Below are 23,463 nucleotides of genomic sequence, written 5' to 3'. Positions count from 1 at the left end.
AACCCCCCATGAGTGATAGCGGTACCCTAAGCGCCCTGATCGAAGAGGCCAATTTTAAACTGCGCTGGTTCGATCTGGGCCGGCGCCTGCAATCAGTTTCGAAATCAACTGCTGCAGCCTTCGAAGCGGGCTTGGCTCCCTGGCCACACCCCTATTTGCGCCAGGCCTGGACAGGCCTCCTGCTCCAGCCTGCCGAGGGTGGTGAACCCATCATCTGGTTCCTGCGCTTCCCTCTCGACGAGCAGGGCAAGTTACAACTTCAGGCGCGCGACGGGCTGTTGCGCTCACTGGCGCAAGAGCTACAGCAGACCTCCGCTTCTGAATCCGCCGCACAGCTGGACCAGCTTCTACAGCAGAGCGGCCTGTTATTTACTCCCTCAACAGAGCGGCAAGCTGCATTCCACGCCCAGACCTCGCTGTTACTGGCCCGCCCGCCCAGCGAACACTACCAACCGGTACTGCGCTATGTGGGTAACCCGAAAACACACCGCTGGGACAATCTCGCCTTTCAAGGTATCGCCGACCTCACTGCCCGCTGGGAGAAAGAAAGCGCTCTGCTACTGCGCCAAATGAACAAAATTGCCGCGCCAGTGTTTATCAGCCTTTGCCACTGCCTAGAAAATCAGCCGATTGATCATCGCCTCGCGGCAGCAGTTATTTCCCGCACAGAAACAGAATTCGCTGAGGAAACACCTGACTTGTCTGTCGTTGCCGCCACAGTGCGCGCAATCTCCCACTCTCCGGCCAGCGGATTGAGGCACACATTTTTACACTCGCTCCTGCTCACAGATGACACCTGTCAGAACAGCGAGATCCTGGCAGCAATCGGCAGCCGCTGCGTTCTGGATTTGGAAGACCCCGAGCTGGCTCGCTTATGGCTTAGCGGCCTTGCCAGCGCGGCCTCCCAGCCAAACTTTAACTTGCTACTATCCGACTTAATGTTTATTCCTCAGATACGCGCGACCCTCCTGGGCGCTCTTCGTGACCCAACGCGAAAAGAGAGTCTCGCAATAGCCTTCGGCAATTTTCTGCACGGCACAAAAGCAACACATTGATCAGATCAATTGCGGCAGCTCGACGGCTGCCGAAAATCAACTCCAGCGAATTATTCCCCCAACTAATTGAGCGTCAATAGTTTCAACAACGTCACCACTCGCGGCCGTGAAGAACCATAATTTATCCAGCGGAAATTACCGCCGAAAAAAACCGCATGAAACCAACCTTAAATTTTCAAAAAATACACGCACAAAAAAATAAAATTACATCAAGACAGGAAAAACCGATTTTTTAAGGGGTTTAAAGAAAATAATGGCGCAATATCTTTCCCAATTGAACACCTGACAAACATTTATACCTCACGCCTATTACACTCAAAAAGGCGGTATCTTTGTAGAATAGATTTTGCAAAGCTGACCAACAGGTGACGTTTTATTGGCTATGCTAATGGCTAACATCAACCGAAAGGAGTTAGGGGATGAATTTCACTCCAGCCAAGTACTTAATTGGAATTATCAGTGCACTGGTTGTTGCAGGTTGCTGTAGCCCTCCGGCACCTCCAGCTTACTGCCCTCCCGGCGCTGAACAAATTCCTCTATCAATGGCCTGCCCTGCAGATGCTGACTGCTGGATGGCTTCCGACAGAGTGCGCTGCATGAAAGTGGTCAAGTAAAATTACTTTCATGCCTACAGCGTGGTGATTCATACTAAATAAAGTTTTGACTGAAGCGAGGCTGACAGACACACAGATTTCAAAGCGCTATTTAGTATGGATCACCACAAAATGCCGCTCCAACGAGCGGCATTTTTTTTTCTACTCCTTACCCCTTATCCAAAAACAGCCCCTGTAATAGACTGTTATGCCCCCGGTGCTGGTCCGGCATAGAAAATGCCGTTAGCATTGCCCCCCTTTGAAATCAAACAGAAATAAGCTTGTGTACGCTTTTGGCAAGTAACAAAAAACCTGCTCACAAGAGAAAAATACCAAATACCATGACTAGTGAAACCCTAGCTCTAAGCCGTGTTGCGGCAATCTCTCGCTTGAAGTCCCATTTTGACCAGAAAAAATGGTCACTCCGTGAACTGTTTGCCACAGATCCGCAGCGCGCCGACAAATTCAGCTGCATGGCCGCAGGTATCGACCTGGATTACAGTAAAAACCACCTGAATGAAGACACCCTGCAGCTGCTGCTGGATTATGCTGAGGAGCAGAATCTGAGCAACCAAATTTCTGCGCTGCTCTGCGGAGCCAATGTCAACAATACCGAGCACCGCCCAGCCTTGCACACCGCGTTACGATTTCAGGGACAACCACAAACAGAACATCAGCGCGCGGTAGAGGATTGCCGTGTGCAAATGAAGCGGTTTGCTGAATCGGTACATAACCACAGCTGGCGCGGCTTCTCGGATAAACCTATCCGTCATATCGTCAATATCGGCATCGGAGGTTCTGATCTCGGCCCGCGCATGGTCGTGGAAGCTCTTCGCCCCTGGCACAAAGATTCTATCCGTGTGCACTTTGTCGCTAACGTTGATGGTGCCGATCTGAGCGATACCCTCGCTGACCTCGACGCAGAGGAAACTCTGTTTATTGTTGCTTCAAAATCATTCTCCACCCTGGAAACCCGCGAAAATGCCCTCTCTGCACGGCGCTGGATATTATCTGCGGGTTGCAGCGAGTCACAGTTAGCTCAGCATTTTGTCGCAGTGAGCAGCAACATTACCGCTGCACAGGACTTCGGTATTGCCCCTGAGAATATTTTCCCCATGTGGAACTGGGTTGGCGGCCGCTATTCGCTCTGGTCTGCGATTGGGCTCCCCATCGTATTGGCCTGCGGTTATGAAGTTTTTGCACAGTTGCTGCAGGGTGCCAATGCTATGGACCAGCATTTTGCCAGCGCCCCTCTGGAGTCAAACCTCCCTGCGCTTATGGCCCTGACCCAATTCTGGTATCGCCAGTGCTGGAACACCACCAGCCAAGTCGTCCTACCCTATGCTCAGCGTCTCGCCAGGTTCCCGGCCTGGCTCCAACAGCTGGATATGGAAAGCTTGGGAAAAAGTGTCGACAAAGACGGTCAGACGCTGGGCTACCCCAGCGGCAGTGTTATTTGGGGCAGTGAAGGCACCAATGGCCAACATTCCTTCCACCAATTGCTGCACCAGGGGACTGAACTTATCCCTGCCGACTTTATCGCCATTAAAGAACCCACCTCCGAACTGCACGAACAGCACCGCTGGTTACAGGCCTGTTGCATCAGTCAGAGCCAGGCTTTACTGCGCGGCAAGAGTTTGCACGAAGCGCGCCAGGAACTAGAGGAGGCCGGCCACACTCATCGCGAAGCCCATGCCCTGGCACCGCATAAAGTGATTCCCGGTAACCGCCCCAGCAATACGCTAATTCTAGGAAAGCTGGACTCATTCCATCTCGGCTCCCTGCTGGCACTGTACGAGCACAAAGTCTATGTTGGTGGCTGTCTGTTGGGCATCAATCCATTTGATCAGTGGGGAGTAGAGCTGGGCAAACAGTTGAGTTCAAAAATCCATAAAGCGGCCAAAGGGGAAATTCCACAGGATTGGGACAGCTCAACCCGCAGCCTGGTAAAAAAACTCTTTTAAGCACGCGGTAAGAAACCTGCAAAAAGGCCGCATATCAAGGCGGCCTTTTTGTTCGCTTATGCCTCGCAGCCACTAACGGTTTGCTGCCACCCTGCAGTTAATTAACCCACAGGTTTGGAGCGGCTTTGAAGCAAAGGCTCAATCAGGTCGAGAGGCAAAGGGAACACGATCGTGGAGCTGTTATTTGCGCCGGCAATATCGATCATGGTCTGCATATAGCGCAAAGTAATGGCATTGGAATTTTTAGATAACTGATCCGCAGCCTCTGTTAATTTGAGGGCCGCCTGAGCTTCACCCTCAGCGTGAATCACTTTGGCACGGCGTGCGCGCTCCGCCTCAGCTTGCTGCGCTATTGCACGCACCATACTTTCATCCAAGTCAATATGCTTGATTTCAACATTGGTGACTTTTACTCCCCAGGCATCGGTCTGTTCATCGAGGATTTTCTGGATATCCACATTGAGTTTATCCCGCTCACACAGCATCTCATCCAGTTCATGCTTACCGAGTACCGACCGCAAAGTGGTCTGAGCCAATTGGCTTACGGCTTCAGAATAAAATTCCACATTGATAATGGCAGATTGGGGATTTACCACCCGATAGTAAACGACAGCATTCACCTTGACCGACACATTGTCCCGGCTGATAACATCCTGGGTGGGCACATCCATCACCATAGTCCGCAATTCAACGCGCTCCATTGTCTGGAGAATGGGAATGATAATAATCAGACCGGGCCCTTTTACCGTTTGAAAACGACCGAGAAAAAACACGACGGCGCGTTCATACTCCCGTAAAATGCGGATGGCGTACAGTAGTAACAATACAATTGCAACGGCCAGCAGGCCTAGAAAATAACTGAGCATCATTTAACTCTCCCTATTTTTCACCTGAAAAATATTGAACCCCAAACGTGGCTCAAATTATCGCTGTGACAACTCTGCCTTAACATGTAGCACCAATCCATGCTGGGCCACCACACGCACCCGCTGCCCCTGTTTCAGAGACTCATCACTGGTCGCCCGCCAGATTTCACCATCAAGATGCACCAGGATTCCTGCGTCCATCACATTACTGACCAACGCTGTACGCCCAACAAAAGCCTGGTCAGCAGGCACTTTGGGTTGACGCAAGCTGCGTCCTATGGCGGTTAACAGCATTAATAAAAATAGACCACTGACGCCCGCTACAGCGCCAATTAACTGTTTCGAGACCTGCATCCCTGGCACATCACTGTCAATCAGCATTACAGAACCAATAATCAGGGCAATAATTCCCCCTATTCCCAGGGCACCGAAGCTCGGCATAAAGGCTTCTCCAACAATCAACAATGCGCCCACAACGATCAACGCCAATCCCGCATAATTAATTGGCAGTAACTGTAATGCATAAAATGCCAGAAGGAGACATATAACCCCGACAATACCCGGCACAAAAGCGCCAGGACTGTATCCTTCAAAAATCAGCCCATAAATACCAACCAGTAACAAAATATAGGCCACTTGAGGGTTGGTAATCAGAGCTAATAATTCATTTCGCCAATCCGGTTCATAGCTCTCTGTCGGCAACTCAACGATATTTTTTGGAATGATAAAATCACCGGAGTCTAACAAAACCTTTCTGCCGGCGAGCTGACGCAAAAGATCTGCATCATTGTCTGCCACTATATCGATTACATTCATTTTTAAAGCTTCGGGAGCGGTCAGAGTCGCCGCTTCGCGCACGGCTTTTTCTGCCCAGTCCGCATTGCGCCCATGGCGCTGGGCCAAGCCCCTGATAAAAGCGACTGAGTCATTGACGATCTTTCGCTCCATAGCGGTTCCAGAGAGCGGCTTTTCCTTTTTTTCAGTATCGCTGTCTTCCTCCCTCGCCTTGCCTTTATTCTCTTCTTCGGGCTTATTTCCTGGCATCGGTGCGCCCTGCGAGCCACCAATTTGTACCGGCGTTGCCGCCCCCAAGGTGGTAGCGGGAGCCATCGCGGCAATTTGGCTGGCATAGAGAATATAAGTGCCCGCGCTAGCAGCGCGGGCACCAGAGGGATAAACATAGGTGGCAACAGGAATAGGTGAGGCGAGGATATGCTGAATAATATCCCTCGACGCAGCATCGAGGCCGCCGGGGGTATCCAAATGCAATATAACGAGTTCCGCCCCGCGCTCCATCGCTTCTGCCAGGGCCCGCTTAAAATAATCGGTTGTTGAGGGACCTATAGCGCCATCAATCGTTAGTATTCCCACATGGGGGAAAGGTCCTTCCTGGGCGGCACTTTTACAAATCAAAAAAGTGAAGAGCAGCGCCAGGATAGCGACGCCACGAAAAAAAACGGCGGTCGAATTTTGTTTCGGCATGCATCTGTCCCTGATGCCATATCCGGTGTAGCACTGACAATCAACACCACTATGGATCAATGGTAACAGCCATCGCCACTACCAATTTTTACGCCGGAATCAAAATGCCCGGCTAACCTCTTCAGATTAACAGAAATAGCCGGAATTTTATTTATTTCCGCCTTGAGTCAAGCACTCGGCCCGCAGTCAAGCGGTTTATATACGATTGCGCCGGCTAAACCAGTTCACTTCGCGGGAGTATTTTTCCACTTGACTCTCAACACCGAGCAACATCGCAAACAGCGCCATACGTACTAATAAACCGTTATCCGTTTGGCGGAAAATTGCCAGACTGGGGTGCTCATTTAAGTCGGTATCCAACTCGTTGGCCTCAGCGCGTGAATCCCGTGGCAGCGGGTGCATAATCACAGTGTTGGGCTGTGCATATTGGGTGAAAATCGCCCGGTTCAAACGAAAGCGGCCGCGGTAGCGATTGGCTTCATCCTGAGAGGAAAAACGCTCTTCTTGTATGCGGGTGGAATAAACGATATCCACGTGGGCGATCGACGTTTCCAGTTGGTCTGTGACCGTCACCTCATGACCCACTGCTCGCAGTTTTTCCACAATCGCCTCGGGCATCGCCAGTTCCGGCGGTGACACCAGAGTAATCTGCACCTTGTCGAACAAGCACAGTAGCTTGCACAGTGAGTGAACAGTACGACCGTGCTTGAGGTCGCCGATCATGGCAATACGGAAATCATCCAGTGTGCGGCTATTTCCGGCCAGCTCTTTACGTATCGTATATAGATCCAGCAATGCCTGGGTCGGGTGCTCATTAGCACCATCGCCACCATTGACCACCGGCACACGACTTGCCGCAGCAAATTCCGCAACTGACCCCTCTTTGGGGTGGCGCATACAGACCACATCGCTGTAGCCCGAAAGCACCCGTGCGGTATCGTAAAGGGATTCGCCTTTGGCCATTGCACTGGCAGTAATACCCACTGTCTCGCGGACAGTACCGCCGAGCAGATTAAAAGCCGCACCAAAACTGAGACGAGTCCGAGTGCTCGGCTCCATAAACATATTGCCGAGTATTGCTCCTTCCAGTACACGCGTTACCTTGTCGCGCTGAGCATAGGGCGTCATGGCGTCAGCTACATTGAAAACGCGCTCAATGTCGGCACGTTCGAACTGGCTGACGGACAGAATATTGGCTCCGATAAAGTCCATGGTTACTCCAGTGGTTGCGCCTTGTGGGCGCCGGGTTTTCGCGAGCGGCATTCTACTCGGGCCCTGTAACAGAGCCCAGTCTGGATACACCGCTGGCGGGAAAAGCCAGGGTCAGGCCAACAGGTTATCGCCCCAGTTTTCCAATTCGGTAAGCAATGCAGACCGCTCAGGGTACTGCACGCGCAGTTCGGACAATTGGCGGAAATAGTCCTCCAGGGTAATAGAAGCCCCGGTGGAGGAATCGGTTAGGCGCTGAAAACACCAGATTTGCCAGCGCTGCTGCTCCTCTTCGGACAGGGTCTCAGGGAAATTGCGCGCACGCATCCGAAACAGCAACTCTGGCAAGCGTTTGTCAGTAAAGGGCACCTCACCAGCTAATGCCTCGGGCCCTCGTGCCGCCAAGCCCCGGTGCAGCTCGCGGCAAATATCGCGATCGGCATCACTGAGAAAGCCACCATACAGATCGGCCTCCACATCTTTTTGTGGAAACTCCCGGTCGAGGAACACAGTGTGCAGTTTCTCAGTCAGGTCGATACCCTTCAGCTTCTGCCAGTTGGCCTCGCAGGCAGCGCGATCAATGCCCAGTTCTGTGGCACGCTTATCATCGAGCATCTTGGCCGGGGCCAGTATCGGGCATTTATTCAGGTGAATCAGTTTCAACCCCACCGGCAGCTCGCCCTCGCCAAGCTGGTCGCGGGCGGTATAGAGACGCTCGCGCAGGGCATCGGCATCCAGGTTGAGTAAAGGTTCAGGGTCCATCGCCAGATTGGCAACGATAATGGCATTGCGGTTCACTGGGTGGCTGGCCAGAGGCATCACATAGGTCAAATGCCCATGGCTTGCGGAGACCTTACCAGAGATATGTAGCAACGGGCGGCGTTCACGCATATCGATCATCTTGGCCACTTCCTGCTTGCGACGCAGGCGAAACACATAATCGTATAGCTTTGGCTGTTGTTTGCGGATCATTCGCGCCAAATCGATAGTGGCGTGTACATCCGACAACGCATCATGGGCCCCCTCGTGCGCTATACCATTGGCGGCGGTCAGCTCTTCCAGACGGAAGGACGGTGCACCGTTTTCGCGGGTCGGCCACTCAATACCTTGTGGACGCAACGCATAAGTGAGGCGCACCATATCGATAATGTCCCAGCGACTGTTACCTGAGCGCCATTCGCGCTCATAGGGATCGAGCAGATTGCGATACAGGGTGTAGCGGGTGACTTCGTCATCAAAACGCAAACTGTTATAGCCCACACCACAGGTTCCAGGCGCACCCAGTTCCGCGAGAACACGCTGGATAAACTCGATTTCCGGCACACCCTCAACCAGCGCTTTTTGCGGACTGATGCCAGTCACCATGCAGGCCATCGGCTGTGGCAGGCAGTCCGCCGGGGGACGGCAGTAAATCATCAATGGCTCACCAACGACATTCAGCGCTTCGTCGGTCCTAATGCCGGCAAACTGCGCCGGTTTGTCTGCTCCCGGGTTTGTGCCCCAGGTTTCATAGTCGTGCCAATAAAGTGTGGTTGAGCTCACGGTACCTCCATAATTTGGCGGCATCATACCACCGAGCGTCGTGCCATCTGGACACCTATCCACAGATTTAAGCCACCGCAAATCAACACGCACTGCAAACGCTGGTTGCAAAGACGCCCCCGCCCATTAAAATTCTGCGTTTCCACGAATTTAAGACAGCACTTCACTCTATGAATATTCGCCAACTCCTCTCCGACAAATTCCAGGCCGCCATGCTCGCCGCCGGTATCCCCGAAGCATGTGGCCCCGTCGTAGCACCTGCGAAAAAAGCCGGATTTGGCGACTACCAGGCCAACGGTGCCATGGGTGCCGCCAAGCGTATGGGCACCAATCCCCGCGAGCTAGCCAGTAAGATTCTGAAGCAGCTGGACAAGGGCGACATGATCGAGAAGGTCGAGATCGCCGGGCCGGGCTTTCTGAATATCCACCTGAGCGAGCCGTGGCTGGGGCAGCAACTGTTAGCAGCACAACAAGACCCCCGCCTGAATATCGCCTCAGCAAAAGATCCAAAGACCGTAGTGATCGACTACTCCCACCCCAACCTGGCCAAAGAAATGCACGTGGGCCATTTGCGTACCACGATTATTGGCGATGCTCTGGCACGCCTGCTGGAGTTCCAGGGCCATCATGTTGTGCGTCAGAACCATATGGGTGACTGGGGTACCCAGTTCGGCATGTTGCTGGCACATCTATCCGACAAACTGGCCGATAGCGATGCCCAAGTTGCCCTGGCAGATCTGGAAGTTTTCTATCGCGAAGCCAAGGTACGCTTTGACGATGAGAAAGACTTTGCCGACCGCGCCCGAGACTACGTAGTAAAATTGCAGGGCGGCGACGAGCAGTGCCTGAAATTGTGGAAACAGTTTATCGAAATCTCCATCAGCCACTGTGAAGATATTTATTCCAAGCTGAACGTTACCCTCAAGCAGGAAGATGTCTACGCTGAGAGCCAGTACAACAACGACTTACCGGTGCTGGTCAAAGAACTGCTGGATAACGGCATCGCAATAGAAGACCAGGGCGCTATCGTCGTCTTCCTGCAAGAAATGGCGGACAAAGAGGGCAACCCCAGCCCAATGATCATTCAGAAAAAAGGCGGGGGTTATCTGTATGCCACCACCGACCTGGCCGCCATCCGCTACCGTGCCAACCAGCTTGAGGCCGACCGTATTCTCTACGTGGTAGATGCGCGCCAATCTCTGCACCTGCAACAGGCCTTTGTCGCCTCGCGCAAAGCCGGCTTTTTGCCAGAGGCGGTTTCCCTTGAGCACTGCGCCTTCGGCACCATGATGGGCGACGACGGCAAACCGTTTAAAACCCGTAGCGGAGGTACTGTCAAACTGGCCGCCCTGCTCGACGAAGCGGTAGAGCGAGCGGAAAAACTGGTCGCCGAGAAAAACCCCGAGCTGGACGTAGCAACCTGTACGGAGATCGCTCGCAAGGTGGGCATCGGCGCGGTGAAATATGCCGACCTGAGCAAAACCCGCACCAATGATTACATCTTTAACTGGGAATCCATGCTCAGCTTCGAAGGCAACACCGCCCCCTACCTACAGTATGCCTACACCCGTGTACGCAGTATTTTCCGTAAAGCCGGTATCGAGCCCGGCGAGCTGAAGGGCGATATCCAACTGGAAAGCCCTCAGGAACGCGCTCTGGCAATTAAATTAAGCCAATTTGGCGAAGTCCTGGATCAGGTAGCCAAAGACACCTTCCCACATGTGCTCTGCACCTACCTGTACGAGCTGGCCAGTGCTTATATGCGTTTCTACGAAGCCTGTCCGGTGCTAAAAGAAGGCATCAGCGAAACGCAGAAACACAGCCGCCTACAGCTGTGCAACCTGGTCGCGCGCACACTGACCGCCGGCCTCGATCTGCTCGGTATTGAGGTAATGGAGCAAATGTAAGCTGCGTGCGCAGAGGGTGGGGTGGCCACCGCCCTCTGCCGTCTCTGCATGCCTTTTCCTGCCGCGCCCGAGCAATCCACGGTCAGGCCCTGCGAACAAAAGCATCTATCCTTGCGGCGCCGGGCTCGGGGAAAACGCTCGATACACGCTGGCAATGCCGTCTGGTAAATGTATAGATCGCCCCCGGCTTCGGCACAAACGAGCGCTCAAGTGGACGTATTTACCGCTTTATATCGACCACCTCTCTCTGCCGATATAAATCTGCACTAAGTGCTTGTCGCTACTGCCCGCCCACAATATAGTGCTGCGCTTCGCACTTTTGGCGCCCCATAAAGATCACTCCGGTGATGTTTTGCAAATAGGGCGATACCAGTGCCGCTAGTAGCCATTTGTTTTAGTGTTCGCGCAACTCTTGCTTGCGGCTACCACCCCTGCCTTGCAACAGTATCAGCGGAACTGACACTCAAACAGGAAAGGACTCTATATGTTCGTACTTTTAATAGTCGTTATTATTATCGCACTCTTTACTTTTTACCTGGTCGCACTGGTCAGGGCACTATTCGGGCTCGACAAAAAGAAGAAAAAGACCAAGAAGAAAAAGAAGAGAATCCGTATAGGCCTGAGCGACGATGAAGATGCGCTTGAGTACAGCGAAGCGTATTACAGCGGCGATAGCGATAGCGGCGACTAGTGCGTTCACCCTTCACCGCCCTCCGTTACCACTAGTGCCAGAGTACTGACACAATCATTTTAACCCCCGATGTCGACTATCGGGAAACCTCAGCCAATATGGCCGCCATCGCCTTTAAGCACTGGCAAGATCGCTGTCCATCAGCTGTATACCGCTCTTATGTAACAGAAGTTGCCGCCTGCGAGCCCGGCCAATTCTACAAGCGCGAACAGGCCCCAGTTTCGCCTATCACTGCCGAGTTCTGACACTTTTACCAGCGCCTGCTGCCAAGCCATTTTGGCGATATAACCGTACACCTGCAAATACGGCCAAAGGACAGGAATTTTTTACCGCATACAATTATCGCGACATAATTACCGCGATTATCGCGAGACATTTACCACACAAAAAGATCCCAACCAGAGCGCCATGTAGGTCTTTGCGGCGGCCCCACAGAAAACGCGGCTGGCAGTAATTGGCACTAAAATGACAGCCATTGCCCGCTGACAATTCAAATTTATCGCCCATAAACAAAAACAAAAACAAAAACAAATAGTAATATTTCACTATTGCTGAATTTTGGCAATAAATGCACTTCAAACGCCTAGCGCGAGTGTGTATAACGCCCCACACAAAAGCTATCTGCCAAGCCTGTCACAGCAACTGCGCGCCGGCGCTGCCACCTAGAGTTAGGTTGTAAGCAGCGCAGTAAATACGCAAGCTTGAATATTTCACAGAGACAGCAAAACAATATTTGTAGAAAACCTACCCAACACGAGATAATAGAATGACCTGCTGGGACATTATTGGCATATCCCCCACAGTGGATAAAAAGGCGATTAAGCGCGCCTACGCCTCCAAACTCAAAAAGCATCGTCCGGATGAGGACCCCGAGGGTTTCAAACAGCTTCGCCTCGCCTATGAGGAGGCTCTTGAAGAAGCCAAGTTCTACCATCCCACTCAGGAGCAAAGCCCGCCGCAGCCCAGCCCGGTGCCGGCCGCAGAAAATACCACAGCTCAAGCCGCGCCCCATACTCAGAGGGAAATCATCGACAGTGACCGCGTTAGCTGCGAACAGGCAGTGACCGAGTTACAACAGGCGGTCGTAGAGCTCTATGAAGACTTTAATGCTCGGATACAGCTCGGCAATTGGCAGGCTATTTTCGACCAGTCTAAAACCTGGGATATGGAAGTCCTCCAGCACATAGCACTGGGGCTATTGCAGTTTATTGGCCGAAACCCTTTTATCCCCAGCGAGGTTATCAGCTACCTGGAAAACCAGTTCGCCTGGGAGGAAAATCACAGCTGGCTGCAACAGTATTTCGAGGAAGACTTTCTACGCTACGTGTTAAATCGTGTCATCGTCTGTCGCTGGGGGCTGTCCTACCGGGACATTCGCTTCCCAGAAAACAGCGATCTGGAAACAGTCGAGACCTATCTCCGCCAGCGCGAACTGCTGACCTATCTGCTCGATGCCCCAGAAGACGATGAGCGCGACGCCCTGCTGAGCGCCCTGCAAGGGCATAACGTACAAGACCCCGAGCTCTACCGTTTGCTCTCCAGCCTGTACTTAAACGAGGGCGATATCGCGCGCGCGTTACAATACAGTGAACAGCTCAATAATACCTTTAGTGGAAATATTGATGGGCACCTGCGCAGTGCCAACCTGTACTATCGCCAAGGCTATTTCAGCGCTGCGTGCAGCGCCTATGAATCCGCCCTCGCCGTCGATGAAGAGCACCCCCTCGCACTCAAGGGGCTCGCCGCCTGCTACCTGCAAAGGTACGATCTATTCGCCAGCAAACATCTCTATGAGCAGGCCCTGGTGCAAGTGCCCTTCGATATGGAAGCGCGTATTCAGCTAGTGCAAATCAACCAAAAAATTATTCAGCAGGGCCTTGAGCACCTGGAAAAACACCCAAAGGACACCCGCGAACAGCGATATGTAGCCGAGGGATATCTGGAGACAGGTGCCTACCACGAGGCGATTCAGTTTCTTCTCCCTCTCACCAAGTCAGGATTTTTTTCCAAAGCCGACCGGGATGGCGAGTTTCACTATCTACTGGGACTTGCCTATGAAGCGATCGATCAGCCGGAGGCGGCAGAGAATGCCTTCAATCGCTCACTCAACCTTGCGGTTATGAGTGGCGGCAATGGCTACGAGGCTCTAGTTAAGCTCGGCGAGACGGCACACGCCAACAGTAAATTTAAATGGGCGGAAAAAATGCTCCTGCAGGCCCGGCATTTCAATCCGGAATCTAGCAAGGTACTGAGGTTACTGGCCGGCTCTCAATTCGGCCTAGAAAAAATAGATGAGGCCCTAGAAAATATTAACCACGCAATCCGCATCAACAGCGAAGAACACCACAGCTATACCATTCGCGCCATAATATTTATGGCGACCGAGAACTACGCTGCGGAGGCGGCCGACTTAAAGCAGGTTTTAGAATACTGCCCCACCTGCTGCAGACACTGGCACAAGCTGGGCCTGTGCCTCCTGAAATTGCAGCAGCCCGATGAGGCCATGACGGCGTTTGAAAACGCCACCCTCTATAACACCGCCAGGCAGGATTCCGCTCTGCAGTGGATACAGCTCGCCCTCGGGACCGGCAACAGAGATAGAGCCCAACTCGCACTCGAGGCCCTGGAAAGAGCCGAGGCCGACCCCGCACAAATAACAATTTTTAAAGAAACTATTGAGAGAATGAGCAGTGAAGTGGCTAACGAACCTAACGCCTGAGCAAGAATATTTTTTGAACCCCGATGCACTGTCGCAGACCCAGCTTTGGATACTGGGCCTTATGGGACAGATCTGTGAAATGAACGAACTGCGCCACGATGTTTTTCACAACCTGGGCACCTCCGACCAATCCCGGCAAAATATCGCCCATATGATGAAGCGCGACTGGGGTATTGAATCCCGCGAAGACTGCCTGAGTATGCTGGAGTGGCTGCGCACGGAAGGGCATAACGCCGGATATATGCCACAACAAAAACACTTCGAGGGATTGTCGGAAGCCGCCATTGATGCTTATATCGAAGCCCATGATCACGATACCGATGAGCAGATACGCTTAAAATTGGTAAAGGCCTACCGCCACACCTTGCAAGTTGGCGGTATTGGTGCCTGGGATTTTGCACGCTTTATTACCGTCAGCCGCTGGACCACCTCGCTGGGACTACTCAGTGAAGAGGAAGCCTGGGAAAAAATGCTGGATATCGCTCAGAGAGCACAGAAATCTTTCGATAGCTGGTATAGCTATGGTCTGAGCTATATTGCCGGGCGCCAGTACTGGCGCAAGACCCTCTCTGAGGATTTTGCCAAAGAGTCGACAGAAGTGATCAAGGGTCTAACCGGCAGTCCACATAGTCCATGGAACTCACTGCCATGGGACTTAGACCTGAGTGCATCTTGACTTACTTGAGGGCAAAGTGATGCAGCAGCAGAAATAGACTGCTCCCATCCGACACCCGCTCCAGCAAATAGGTCGGCAGGCTTTCCCTGCCGACTTCCTCGCCATCCGGCGACATTAATTTCTAAAGAATGGCATACTTCTGTCTTTGCCCCAATGAAAAGGGGAACTCACATGAGAATTCTAATAACCGGCGCCTCCGGCCTGTTGGGGCGCAGTGTATTTAAACAGCTTTCCAGCAATCCGGTTTTTTCTGTTACCGGTACCGCCTTTTCCCGCGCGGGAGAAAATTTAATTCGCCTGGACTTGTCCGATTGCGAAGCGGTGAAGACCTGCCTGCAACAGGTTAATCCCGATATTGTCATTCACTGCGCCGCCGAACGCTGGCCTGATCGCTGCGCCGACAGCCCCGACACCGCCTGGCAACTCAATGTACGCAGCACGGAATTTCTGGCGAAATACTGTAACGAAAACGATACACAATTAGTGTATATCAGCACCGACTATGTTTTTGATGGCAGCACTCCGCCCTACAAAGCTGATGACAATCCCAACCCGGTTAACTTCTATGGCCGCAGTAAATTGGCAGGGGAAGAGGCGGTACTGAATAACGGAAACCACTGGGTATTGAGGTTGCCCTGGTTATTCGGGCCCGTTGCCTATCTGGAGGAATCTGGGATCACCGCCCTACTGGATACTTTGCGCGAGCAAAAGCCAGTCACGTTGGATCACTGGGCAATTCGTTTTCCCACCAGTGTGGAGGAAGTGGCCGAAGTATTGGAGCAATGCCTGCTAAGAATCCGTAGTGGCATCAATTTTGAAGGCATTTACCAGTGGAGTGGCGATACGGCCTGCACACGCTACGAGCTCGCACACATTATTGCCAAGGCTTGCAACCTGAATGCCGAACACCTGAGTGCTGAAAGTGAACCCAATTTTACAGTGCCACGCCCTTACAATTGCCAGCTGGATAAATCAAAACTGACAGATATGGGAATTAGCGGTAGTGAACCCCTGGAGCAACAGCTGTTACGAAATTTAAAGCCATTTATTGCAGACTGATTTAAATAACTTTCAAACAAAGCGCTACAGGGAAGTATCGCTGCCGGCCATGTTCCGGCTCACACCTGTGTAATACCGTTAACTCATACAACAAACGGTGCTACAAGGTGGCAATCGAGTAGATCAGGGAGGAGCTATTGGATTGCCGAGTAAAACCACTCGAATATTTAGGGAAGGATAAATGAAATTAAAACACTGGTTCTCTGCAGGAGCCCTGGTACTGGGCAGCCTAACCACACTGGCTTCCTGCAATGCGGAAAGCGGACCTCAGAGTAAGAAACCACACCAGGCCATCAAGACTGAAAACTCCCAACCCATTATCTGGATTGGCGACTTCAATAACTTTGACGATGCCGTAGCACTGATGCTGATCGCCAAAGACCCACGCTATACTCTCGAACTGGCTGTCATTGAGGACTCTTTCAACACCGTGGCGCATGGGGCCAACACTGTATACAACATCCTCGAGTGGCTGGGTAATAACGATACCCAGGTTATTCGCGGAGCCTATTTTTCCACTGAAGAAGTCTCTTATGGCGCAAATGGCAAAGCTTCAGTACCTCCGGTAATTGACGATAAGGCTGTTCTCGGTAGAGAGGACTACCAACTGCCCAACTCTTCTGATTTCTCCACCGGCACCTGGAACCTGGAGCGCCGCAATGCCATGGGAATCAATCTCTACGGCCAGTATGTGCCCGGCCCCTGGCGTGACAACGGCTCCACCTTATACGGAACTGACCATCTAATCCCACGTGCAAAGCAGGACCATTATCGCTACAAGGGCAATAACGGTGTCTCCTTCAATTTTGAAATGGCCGAAGACATTATCCTGGAAACCCTCGATAACCTGGAGCAGTCTCCGGTAGTCTTCAACACCGGCAAACTCACCACCCTGGCCCGCGTACTGGGCAAGGCAAATGAAGAACAGCTGGCTAAAATTGATCGCGTTATTATGATGGGCGGCGGTTTTGAAAATTACCAACCATTTACTGCGGATCACGAAGCAGCTTGCTCCGGTGATAAGTCCCGCAACTTAGGTGGAAATATTTTCTCCCACCCCAGCTTCGGCTGTGACAGCGACTTCAGTACCCATCAGGAATTCAATATTCTGCTCGACCCCTTGAGCGCACAGTGGGCCTTTGACGCCCTAAGTGAAAATAAAATTGAAACCTATCTGGTACCTACCAATTCCACTGATATGGCCAAAGTACAGGGCAGCACCATCGAAGCCCTCGCCCAACGCCGCGCAACCCCGGAAGCCTGCTACACCTCACAGCTGCTCAGTTCAATTAGAGAGTTTGAAGGGGGAGATTTCCAGGGCAATGGCGACTTCGCAATGGATGCGGTGATTCGCCTGTGGGATATTATTGCCGCACTGGTACTGCTGGAGCCTGAAACACTGGAGATGGATTTGGTGCCCGGATTTATCGCAGTTGATCAGCTAAACGTCGGCCTGGCCGACAGCATGACTCCCTACGATCCAATTACCTTCGATCCTACCGTGGGTAAAACTACTTTTGCTGAAAGTGGTGAGGGCTTAGCAGTGAATGTGGTTATGGGTATCAACCACGATGCCGCCCGTACTGTGATGATTGAGCGTCTGCGCGATCGTTTTAACTCTGCGCGGAAGGGGCCTAGGTGCCGAGCTAAGCTGCATTAAACGAAAAGGTAATTAGTGCAAGGAAGCCTTTTAATTGTTTTGCAATTGATGCGGGACTTTAAAAGGCTTCTCTTTTCCAATTCTCCGATCCGCTTTAAGAAGTGTTGCCGCAGAGTAATAACACATCATACCTCTGCCGTAGAGACACTCCCGCCGAACAGCAATCCCTTAATCAGTAAATCCAAAATACGATATGTATGCTGAATATCGTCTTCATTATTGGTAACGGAGAGATTGGCGATTGCCCGTAACAGATCGTAGGGATCGATGTCTGTCTGAATTTCCCCAGACTCCTTTGCAGAAGCCATGAGTGTAGCCAAAGCCGGTTGAAAATTTGCTCGGAAATAGGCCGGCAGTGTCTCGAAGGCGGGATCACCGGAATGAAGAGCTGCGGCTAAACCTTTTTTGGCAGCGAGAAAACTGACATAGCGCTTCAGCCAAAGGGTTAAGGCTTGTAGCGGATCGTTTTCCGCGGCCAGGGTTGCGGCTTCAGCGACGCAGGCATCCACTTCCCGGCAGAATACACTGGCCACTAAATCTGATCGCTGAGGGAAGCGGCGGTACAAGGTCCCTATACCCACACCCGCCTTAGCGGCAATGTCCCTAACGGGTGCATTTACACCAGAAGTTAAAAATACTTCCTTGGCCGCTTGCAACAGCGCATCCTCATTGCGCACTGCATCCGCGCGCAGTGGGCGTTTGCTTTCAGTCTTGGAAGCTTTTATTCCGTCTTTTTGCTTAGACAAACCTACCTCATTCAACTCTCTTGGAGCAGGGATGGAACCTCACTCAAGCGCAGGCACAGCGTCGCTTGACAAACGGAACAACGCTCCATATGCTAAAGAATATAAACGGAACAATGATCCACTTAACCACTGAACAATGTTCCATTTACCCCAGTATATTCGACTCAACAGCTGTGCGTCACCGCACGATACAAGAGACCTGCCATGAACAATCTCATTGATAAGGCGCGCTTAATACCAATCGATAAGCCCAAACCCGCTGTATCCATCAGCTCGGTAACCCTACCTATGCCTGGCAGGAATCAGCCGCTGGAAATGCGAATCACAGCCCCAGTAACAGGGACCGGTTTGCCGATTATATTGCTGTGTCATGGGCACGGTCCTTCGTTGTACCTTCCCTCTAAAGACGGCTATGGGCCATTGGTAAATTTCTATGCGGAACACGGATTTGCAGTTATTCAACCCACCCAGGCCAACTCTAAAGTTGCGGGGTTTGCGCCCGATGCCCCAGGAGCTCCGCTATTTTGGCGTGCGCGTATTGAGGAGATGAAACATATTCTTGACCACCTCAATGAGATAGAAGCTCAGCCCCCAATAATTGCTGGGCGCCTAGACCACGATAAAATTTCCGCCATAGGGCACTCTGCCGGAGCCCAGACAGTCGGCATGCTGCTCGGTGCCAGACTAAATGACCCGAAGGATACCGAAGCAAACAAGGTCAATGCCTATGAACCGCGTATCAAGGCCGGTATCTTGCTGGCAGCACCGGGGAATGGCGGTAATGACCTGAGCGAGTTCGCCCGGGAACACTACTCCGCATTGAGTCCTGATTACTCACACCTGAAAACACGTACGCTTGTGGTATATGGAGATCAGGATGTAAACCCCCACTTAACCGTACGCGGTGCAGACTGGCATGCTGATCCCTACCATTTCAGCCCCGGTAGCGACAGCTTGTTAACCCTTTTTGGAGCAAAGCATGGCCTGGGGGGTATCGCAGGTTACGATGCTAAAGAAACGGATGATGAAGACCCGGATCGCCTGGTTGTTACCCAGCGTATGACATGGGCCTACCTCAACTCTGCTTTGAACGAAGGTAATTCCGCATGGAGCAAAGCGTGTGAAGCTCTGACAGAGCATGCCGGGCACTTGGGTTGTGTAGAGCAAAAGTAACCGGAAAGGAACTGTTGCCTGTAGATACCGGAAGATCCGCATTGCGGATATTCGCGCTTTCAATTGAACTTTTTCTGGCAAAAGAGGCGAAACTCCGACTGCGCTTTTATGGCAGCTTCAATGAACCGCCGAATCAGAAATATTCGCAACCAGCTTTGCCACTAGGTAATTCTATCCACGAGCAATAGATTTTTTCAGCGACAAACTACGCTATAGGGGGGATAATTTGGCCTCACTGGAGTTATCCACAATCCCCTGCCCCCTCCCTATTAAGATATCCCTGGCCCAGGGCTGGAACGTGCCGCAAAGCCCTCTCAACCCTATGTAGAACAAAATCTCCCTAGCCCCCATTTCACAGGATTAAACCTACTTTTTGACCCCAAATTTAGCAGTTTCCTCGCTCAAATCCCGCAGATTGCCCCTACTCGCGCCGATTGCTAAGATGCGCGCCTGCCGCTATGGCCCGGCTTCCCCTTTGATTCCGTATTGCGACACTGGGGCTGCCAGCAAACCGATTTCCCAAGCGTTATCCTCGCCTATCCGCAACGCGGAGGCCCGAGGCTTTCCATAGGAAAGGCGGTATAGAGGCCAGGTGCTATTTTTAACCGCGAGCGCACCGCGACGACTCCCTGCGACTACAGGAACGAAGTTTATGACCCAACCATCGCTGCAGCAGTTGGAACAACACGACGCCTTTATTCATCGCCATATTGGTCCCGACGCCAAACAGGTAGAGGCCATGCTGGAAACCCTCGGAGTTGCCAGCCTCGACGAGCTGATCGAGAAAACTGTGCCCGAAGCCATTCGCAAGACGGATGAGTTGGACCTGGCCGATGCGATCAACGAAGTTGAGGCCCTCGCAGAGCTGAAAGATATTGCGACGCGTAACAAGATCTACCGTACCTTTATTGGTATGGGCTACTACGACACCATCACCCCCAATGTGATCCTGCGCAACGTGCTGGAGAACCCGGGTTGGTACACCGCCTATACCCCCTACCAGCCGGAAATCGCCCAGGGTCGCCTGGAAGGCCTGCTGAACTTCCAGCAGATGATTATGGACCTCACCGGCATGGAACTGGCCAACGCCTCCATGCTGGACGAAGGCACCGCCGCTGCAGAAGCCATGGCCATGTGTAAGCGCCAGGCCAAGCGCAACAAGTCCAATACCTACTTTGTGGATAAAGACTGCCACCCGCAAACCGTTGCCGTGGTTAAGACCCGCGCTGAACACTTCGGCTTCGAAGTGGTTGTGGGCGATGTGGGAAAAGATATCCCCGCCGAGCTGTTCGGCGCACTGCTGCAATACCCTGGCAGCACCGGCCGCGTACGCGATCTGACCGATATTATCGCCAAGGTCCACGAAGCCAACGCCCTGGTAACCGTGGCAGCCGACCTGATGAGCCTCGTAGCCTTGAGAGCACCGGGAGATATGGGTGCGGACGTAGTCGTCGGTTGTAACCAACGCTTCGGTATCCCCATGGGTTACGGTGGTCCCCACGCTGGTTTCTTCGCCTTCCGCGAAGCTTACAAGCGCTCCGCACCGGGTCGTATTATCGGCGTTTCCGTAGACAGCAAAGGCAAGCGCGCCCTGCGCATGGCCATGCAGACCCGCGAACAACATATTCGCCGCGAGAAAGCCAACTCCAATATCTGTACTTCCCAGGTTCTGCTGGCGGTAATGAGCGCTTTCTATGGGATTTACCACGGCCCAGAAGGCCTGAAAACCATCGCCGCCCGCATCCAGCGCCTGGCCGATATCCTCGCTTCCGCCCTGCAGCGCGAAGGCTTTAATCTGGCCCACGACAGCTGGTTCGATACCCTGACCGTCACCGTTGGCAGTAAGCAGGAAGAAATCTACCAGCGCGCCCTGGCCGCCGAGATCAACCTGCGTAAAGTGGGTGAAGACGCCCTGGGTGTAAGCCTGAGTGAAACCGCTAGCCTGCAAGATGTGTCCGATCTGATTAATGCCTTTATCGGCACCGAGCACAGCATCGACCTGCACATCTTGGACAGTGAAATCGCCAGCAAAGGCTCCCTGGGTGTGCCCGCCTCCCTGGTGCGCGATACCGAGTTTATGACCCACCCGGTGTTCAACAGCTACCACTCCGAGACCGAGATGCTGCGCTACCTCAAGTCTCTGGAAGCCAAGGACATCGCCCTGAATCACTCTATGATTCCCCTGGGTTCCTGCACCATGAAGCTGAATGCCACCGCCGAGATGATCCCGGTCACCTGGCCCGAATTCGGCAAACTGCATCCCTTCGCACCAGTTGACCAAGCCGAAGGTTACGCGGAAATGTTCCGCCAGTTGCAGCAGATGCTGTCCGCCTGTACCGGTTACGACGCCGTTAGCCTGCAGCCTAACGCCGGTTCTCAGGGCGAATACGCCGGTCTGGTTGCGATCAAGAAGTACTTTGAAGCGAAGGGCGAAACCCAGCGCGATATCTGCCTGATCCCCGCCTCCGCCCACGGCACCAACCCGGCTTCCGCCATGATGGTGAGCATGAAAGTGGTTGTGGTTGCCTGTGATGACAAAGGCAATGTGGATATCGCAGACCTGAAGGCCAAAATCGAAGAGCACGGCGACCGCGTTGCTGCACTGATGGTGACCTACCCCTCCACCCACGGTGTATTCGAGGAAGGTATCCGCGAAGTGTGCGATCTGGTACACCAGGCTGGCGGCCAAGTATATATCGACGGCGCCAACATGAACGCCCTGATCGGTGTAGCGGCTCCCGGCCAGTTCGGAGGTGATGTCTCCCACTTAAACCTGCACAAAACCTTCTGCATCCCCCACGGTGGCGGTGGCCCCGGCATGGGTCCGATCGCTGTTGGCGAACATCTGAAGCCTTACCTGGCCGGCCACCCGGTGACTGAAGTACCGGAAACCAATTTGGAGAACGGCACCATCTCCGCCGCACCCTGGGGCTCTGCCAGCATCCTGCCGATCAGCTGGATGTATATCCGTATGATGGGTAAGCAAGGCATGAAGCAGGCTACCCAGATGGCGATCCTGAACGCCAACTATGTGGCCAAGAAGCTGGGCGAGCACTACTCCCTGCTCTACACCGGCACCAATGGTTTTGTGGCCCACGAGTGCCTGGTAGACCTGCGCCCGCTCAAGGAAGCCAGTGGCATCACCGAGGAAGATATCGCCAAGCGCCTGATGGACTTCGGTTTCCACTCCCCCACCATGTCCTTCCCGGTAGCCGGCACCCTGATGATCGAGCCTACCGAAAGTGAATCTAAAGGTGAGCTGGATCGTTTTATCGAGGCTATGGCCACAATTCGCCAGGAAGTAGAAGACGTTACCAGCGGTAAGTACAGCCCGGAAGACAACCCACTGCACAACGCCCCTCACACTCTTGAGGACGTGATGAACGACGACTGGACCCACTGCTACTCCCGCGATATCGCTGCCCGCCCGGCAGCGTGGCTGAAAGAGCACAAGGTATGGCCGGCTTCCAACCGTATCGACAACGTATACGGCGACCGCAACCTGATCTGCTCCTGCCCACCGATTGAGAGTTACGCCGAGTAAGATCCAGGGTTCTCACCAGGTAACTTAAAAGCGGGCTTTATGCCCGCTTTTTTGCTTTCAAAGGCGTAAATTGGATACAGCATTTCCGGTAAAGCATTATTTCTCCTGTACTTGACGGTCAGGGACACCCGGTGAAAAGTGGCAAGTAAAGACGAGCCGAAATCAAACAAGCCCGACCAAAAGACTGAAGCAATTAAAACAGGGAAAGGTTAATAATCAGTTCAGTGCTCCCATACCTACCTGGGCTACCCGGTAGATAGGGAGGTGGTGGTACACCATTCTCTATATGTTGATGTTCCCCTCCACCATTTGGGTCCGGACTTCAAATGTAAGGATTGTGGCTCAGATAAAGTGTGGGCCGCCAAGCAACAAAGATGGTGGTATGAAATCGCCAAAGGAGATTTCGAGACTTCAGCCGTTCGTTGCTGGCCTTGCAGGACATTGAGAAACAAAGCCAGGGCAGAACAAAAAGCTCATATGATCGAACTAACGAAGAAAGAATCACATCCCAGTGAGGCACTCTGAGGGTGTAAATAATTCTGTGTAACCGCTCTTGCTAGTGGATTATTGGTAGTCG

17 protein-coding genes are annotated in these 23,463 nt (G+C 52.7%); 12 read left to right on the top strand and 5 right to left on the bottom strand.

Translation table 11 applies throughout. The features are described from left to right. Nucleotides 1–8 precede the first annotated feature (8 nt). From MO867_RS05570 to pgi, 3 genes are all read left to right on the top strand, one after another. Nucleotides 9–1,055, top strand: coding sequence for a DUF3549 family protein (locus MO867_RS05570; protein WP_252465251.1), 1,047 nt, complete (start codon nt 9–11; stop codon nt 1,053–1,055). Between the two features lie 419 nt (nt 1,056–1,474). After that, a complete protein-coding gene (locus tag MO867_RS05565) occupies nt 1,475–1,669 on the top strand; it encodes a hypothetical protein (RefSeq protein WP_252465250.1) in 195 nt (64 codons plus the stop codon). A gap of 320 nt (nt 1,670–1,989) precedes the next feature. Then, nucleotides 1,990–3,612: a glucose-6-phosphate isomerase gene (gene pgi / locus MO867_RS05560; RefSeq protein ID WP_252465249.1), complete on the top strand. Its 1,623-nt coding sequence runs from the start codon at nt 1,990–1,992 to the stop codon at nt 3,610–3,612. A 101-nt stretch (nt 3,613–3,713) separates the two neighbouring features. Here the strand turns inward: pgi and MO867_RS05555 are convergent, their stop codons facing one another. The 4 genes from MO867_RS05555 to sbcB form a co-directional block, all read right to left on the bottom strand. After that, nucleotides 3,714–4,481: a slipin family protein gene (locus tag MO867_RS05555; RefSeq protein ID WP_252465248.1), complete on the bottom strand. Its 768-nt coding sequence runs from the start codon at nt 4,479–4,481 to the stop codon at nt 3,714–3,716. Between the two features lie 54 nt (nt 4,482–4,535). Beyond that, a complete protein-coding gene (locus MO867_RS05550) occupies nt 4,536–5,960 on the bottom strand; it encodes an NfeD family protein (RefSeq protein ID WP_252465247.1) in 1,425 nt (474 codons plus the stop codon). Between the two features lie 195 nt (nt 5,961–6,155). Then, entirely contained in the window at nt 6,156–7,172 is a 1,017-nt protein-coding gene (locus tag MO867_RS05545) for an aspartate carbamoyltransferase (RefSeq protein ID WP_252465246.1), read from the bottom strand. A gap of 111 nt (nt 7,173–7,283) precedes the next feature. Next, nucleotides 7,284–8,735: an exodeoxyribonuclease I gene (gene sbcB, locus MO867_RS05540; RefSeq protein ID WP_252465289.1), complete on the bottom strand. Its 1,452-nt coding sequence runs from the start codon at nt 8,733–8,735 to the stop codon at nt 7,284–7,286. Between the two features lie 146 nt (nt 8,736–8,881). Here sbcB and argS point away from each other — a divergent pair, with 146 nt between their 5' ends. The 6 genes from argS (at nt 8,882) to MO867_RS05510 (ending at nt 17,423) form a co-directional block, all read left to right on the top strand. After that, nucleotides 8,882–10,618 (top strand): arginine--tRNA ligase, encoded by a 1,737-nt coding sequence (gene argS / locus MO867_RS05535; RefSeq protein ID WP_252465245.1) that lies wholly within the window; start codon nt 8,882–8,884, stop codon nt 10,616–10,618. 484 nt (nt 10,619–11,102) lie between these two features. Next, entirely contained in the window at nt 11,103–11,309 is a 207-nt protein-coding gene (locus tag MO867_RS05530) for a hypothetical protein (RefSeq protein ID WP_252465244.1), read from the top strand. A 766-nt stretch (nt 11,310–12,075) separates the two neighbouring features. Next, complete coding sequence (locus MO867_RS05525) at nt 12,076–14,028, top strand: J domain-containing protein (RefSeq protein ID WP_252465243.1); 1,953 nt, start codon at nt 12,076–12,078, stop codon at nt 14,026–14,028. After that, a complete protein-coding gene (locus tag MO867_RS05520) occupies nt 14,000–14,704 on the top strand; it encodes a DUF1266 domain-containing protein (protein WP_252465242.1) in 705 nt (234 codons plus the stop codon). The genes MO867_RS05525 and MO867_RS05520 overlap by 29 nt, the downstream gene beginning before the upstream one ends. A 171-nt stretch (nt 14,705–14,875) precedes the next feature. Beyond that, nucleotides 14,876–15,763 carry a dTDP-4-dehydrorhamnose reductase family protein gene (locus MO867_RS05515; protein ID WP_252465241.1) on the top strand — a complete coding sequence of 296 codons (888 nt, stop codon included), beginning with the start codon at nt 14,876–14,878 and terminating at the stop codon, nt 15,761–15,763. Nucleotides 15,764–15,944: 181 nt separating this feature from the next. Continuing rightward, the gene (locus MO867_RS05510) at nt 15,945–17,423 is read left to right on the top strand and encodes a nucleoside hydrolase (RefSeq protein ID WP_252465240.1); all 1,479 of its coding nucleotides are present in this window, start codon (nt 15,945–15,947) and stop codon (nt 17,421–17,423) included. A 125-nt stretch (nt 17,424–17,548) separates the two neighbouring features. Here MO867_RS05510 and MO867_RS05505 read toward each other — a convergent pair whose 3' ends face one another. Continuing rightward, on the bottom strand, nt 17,549–18,169 hold the full coding sequence (locus MO867_RS05505; RefSeq protein WP_252465239.1) for a TetR/AcrR family transcriptional regulator: 621 nt from the start codon (nt 18,167–18,169) through the stop codon (nt 17,549–17,551). A gap of 204 nt (nt 18,170–18,373) precedes the next feature. On the opposite strand from MO867_RS05505, the gene MO867_RS05500 reads away from it, so the two are divergent. From MO867_RS05500 to MO867_RS23930, 3 genes are all read left to right on the top strand, one after another. After that, the gene (locus MO867_RS05500; RefSeq protein WP_252465238.1) at nt 18,374–19,342 is read left to right on the top strand and encodes an alpha/beta hydrolase family protein; all 969 of its coding nucleotides are present in this window, start codon (nt 18,374–18,376) and stop codon (nt 19,340–19,342) included. Between the two features lie 652 nt (nt 19,343–19,994). Then, on the top strand, nt 19,995–22,886 hold the full coding sequence (gene gcvP, locus MO867_RS05495) for an aminomethyl-transferring glycine dehydrogenase (RefSeq protein WP_252465237.1): 2,892 nt from the start codon (nt 19,995–19,997) through the stop codon (nt 22,884–22,886). A 264-nt stretch (nt 22,887–23,150) separates the two neighbouring features. Next, a complete protein-coding gene (locus MO867_RS23930; RefSeq protein WP_373565869.1) occupies nt 23,151–23,411 on the top strand; it encodes a zinc-ribbon domain containing protein in 261 nt (86 codons plus the stop codon). The last annotated feature ends 52 nt before the right edge of the window (nt 23,412–23,463 follow it).

It is taken from the genome of Microbulbifer okhotskensis, from assembly GCF_023895975.1.
GTDB lineage: Bacteria > Pseudomonadota > Gammaproteobacteria > Pseudomonadales > Cellvibrionaceae > Microbulbifer > Microbulbifer okhotskensis.
This window is presented reverse-complemented; position numbering and strand designations above follow the sequence as displayed.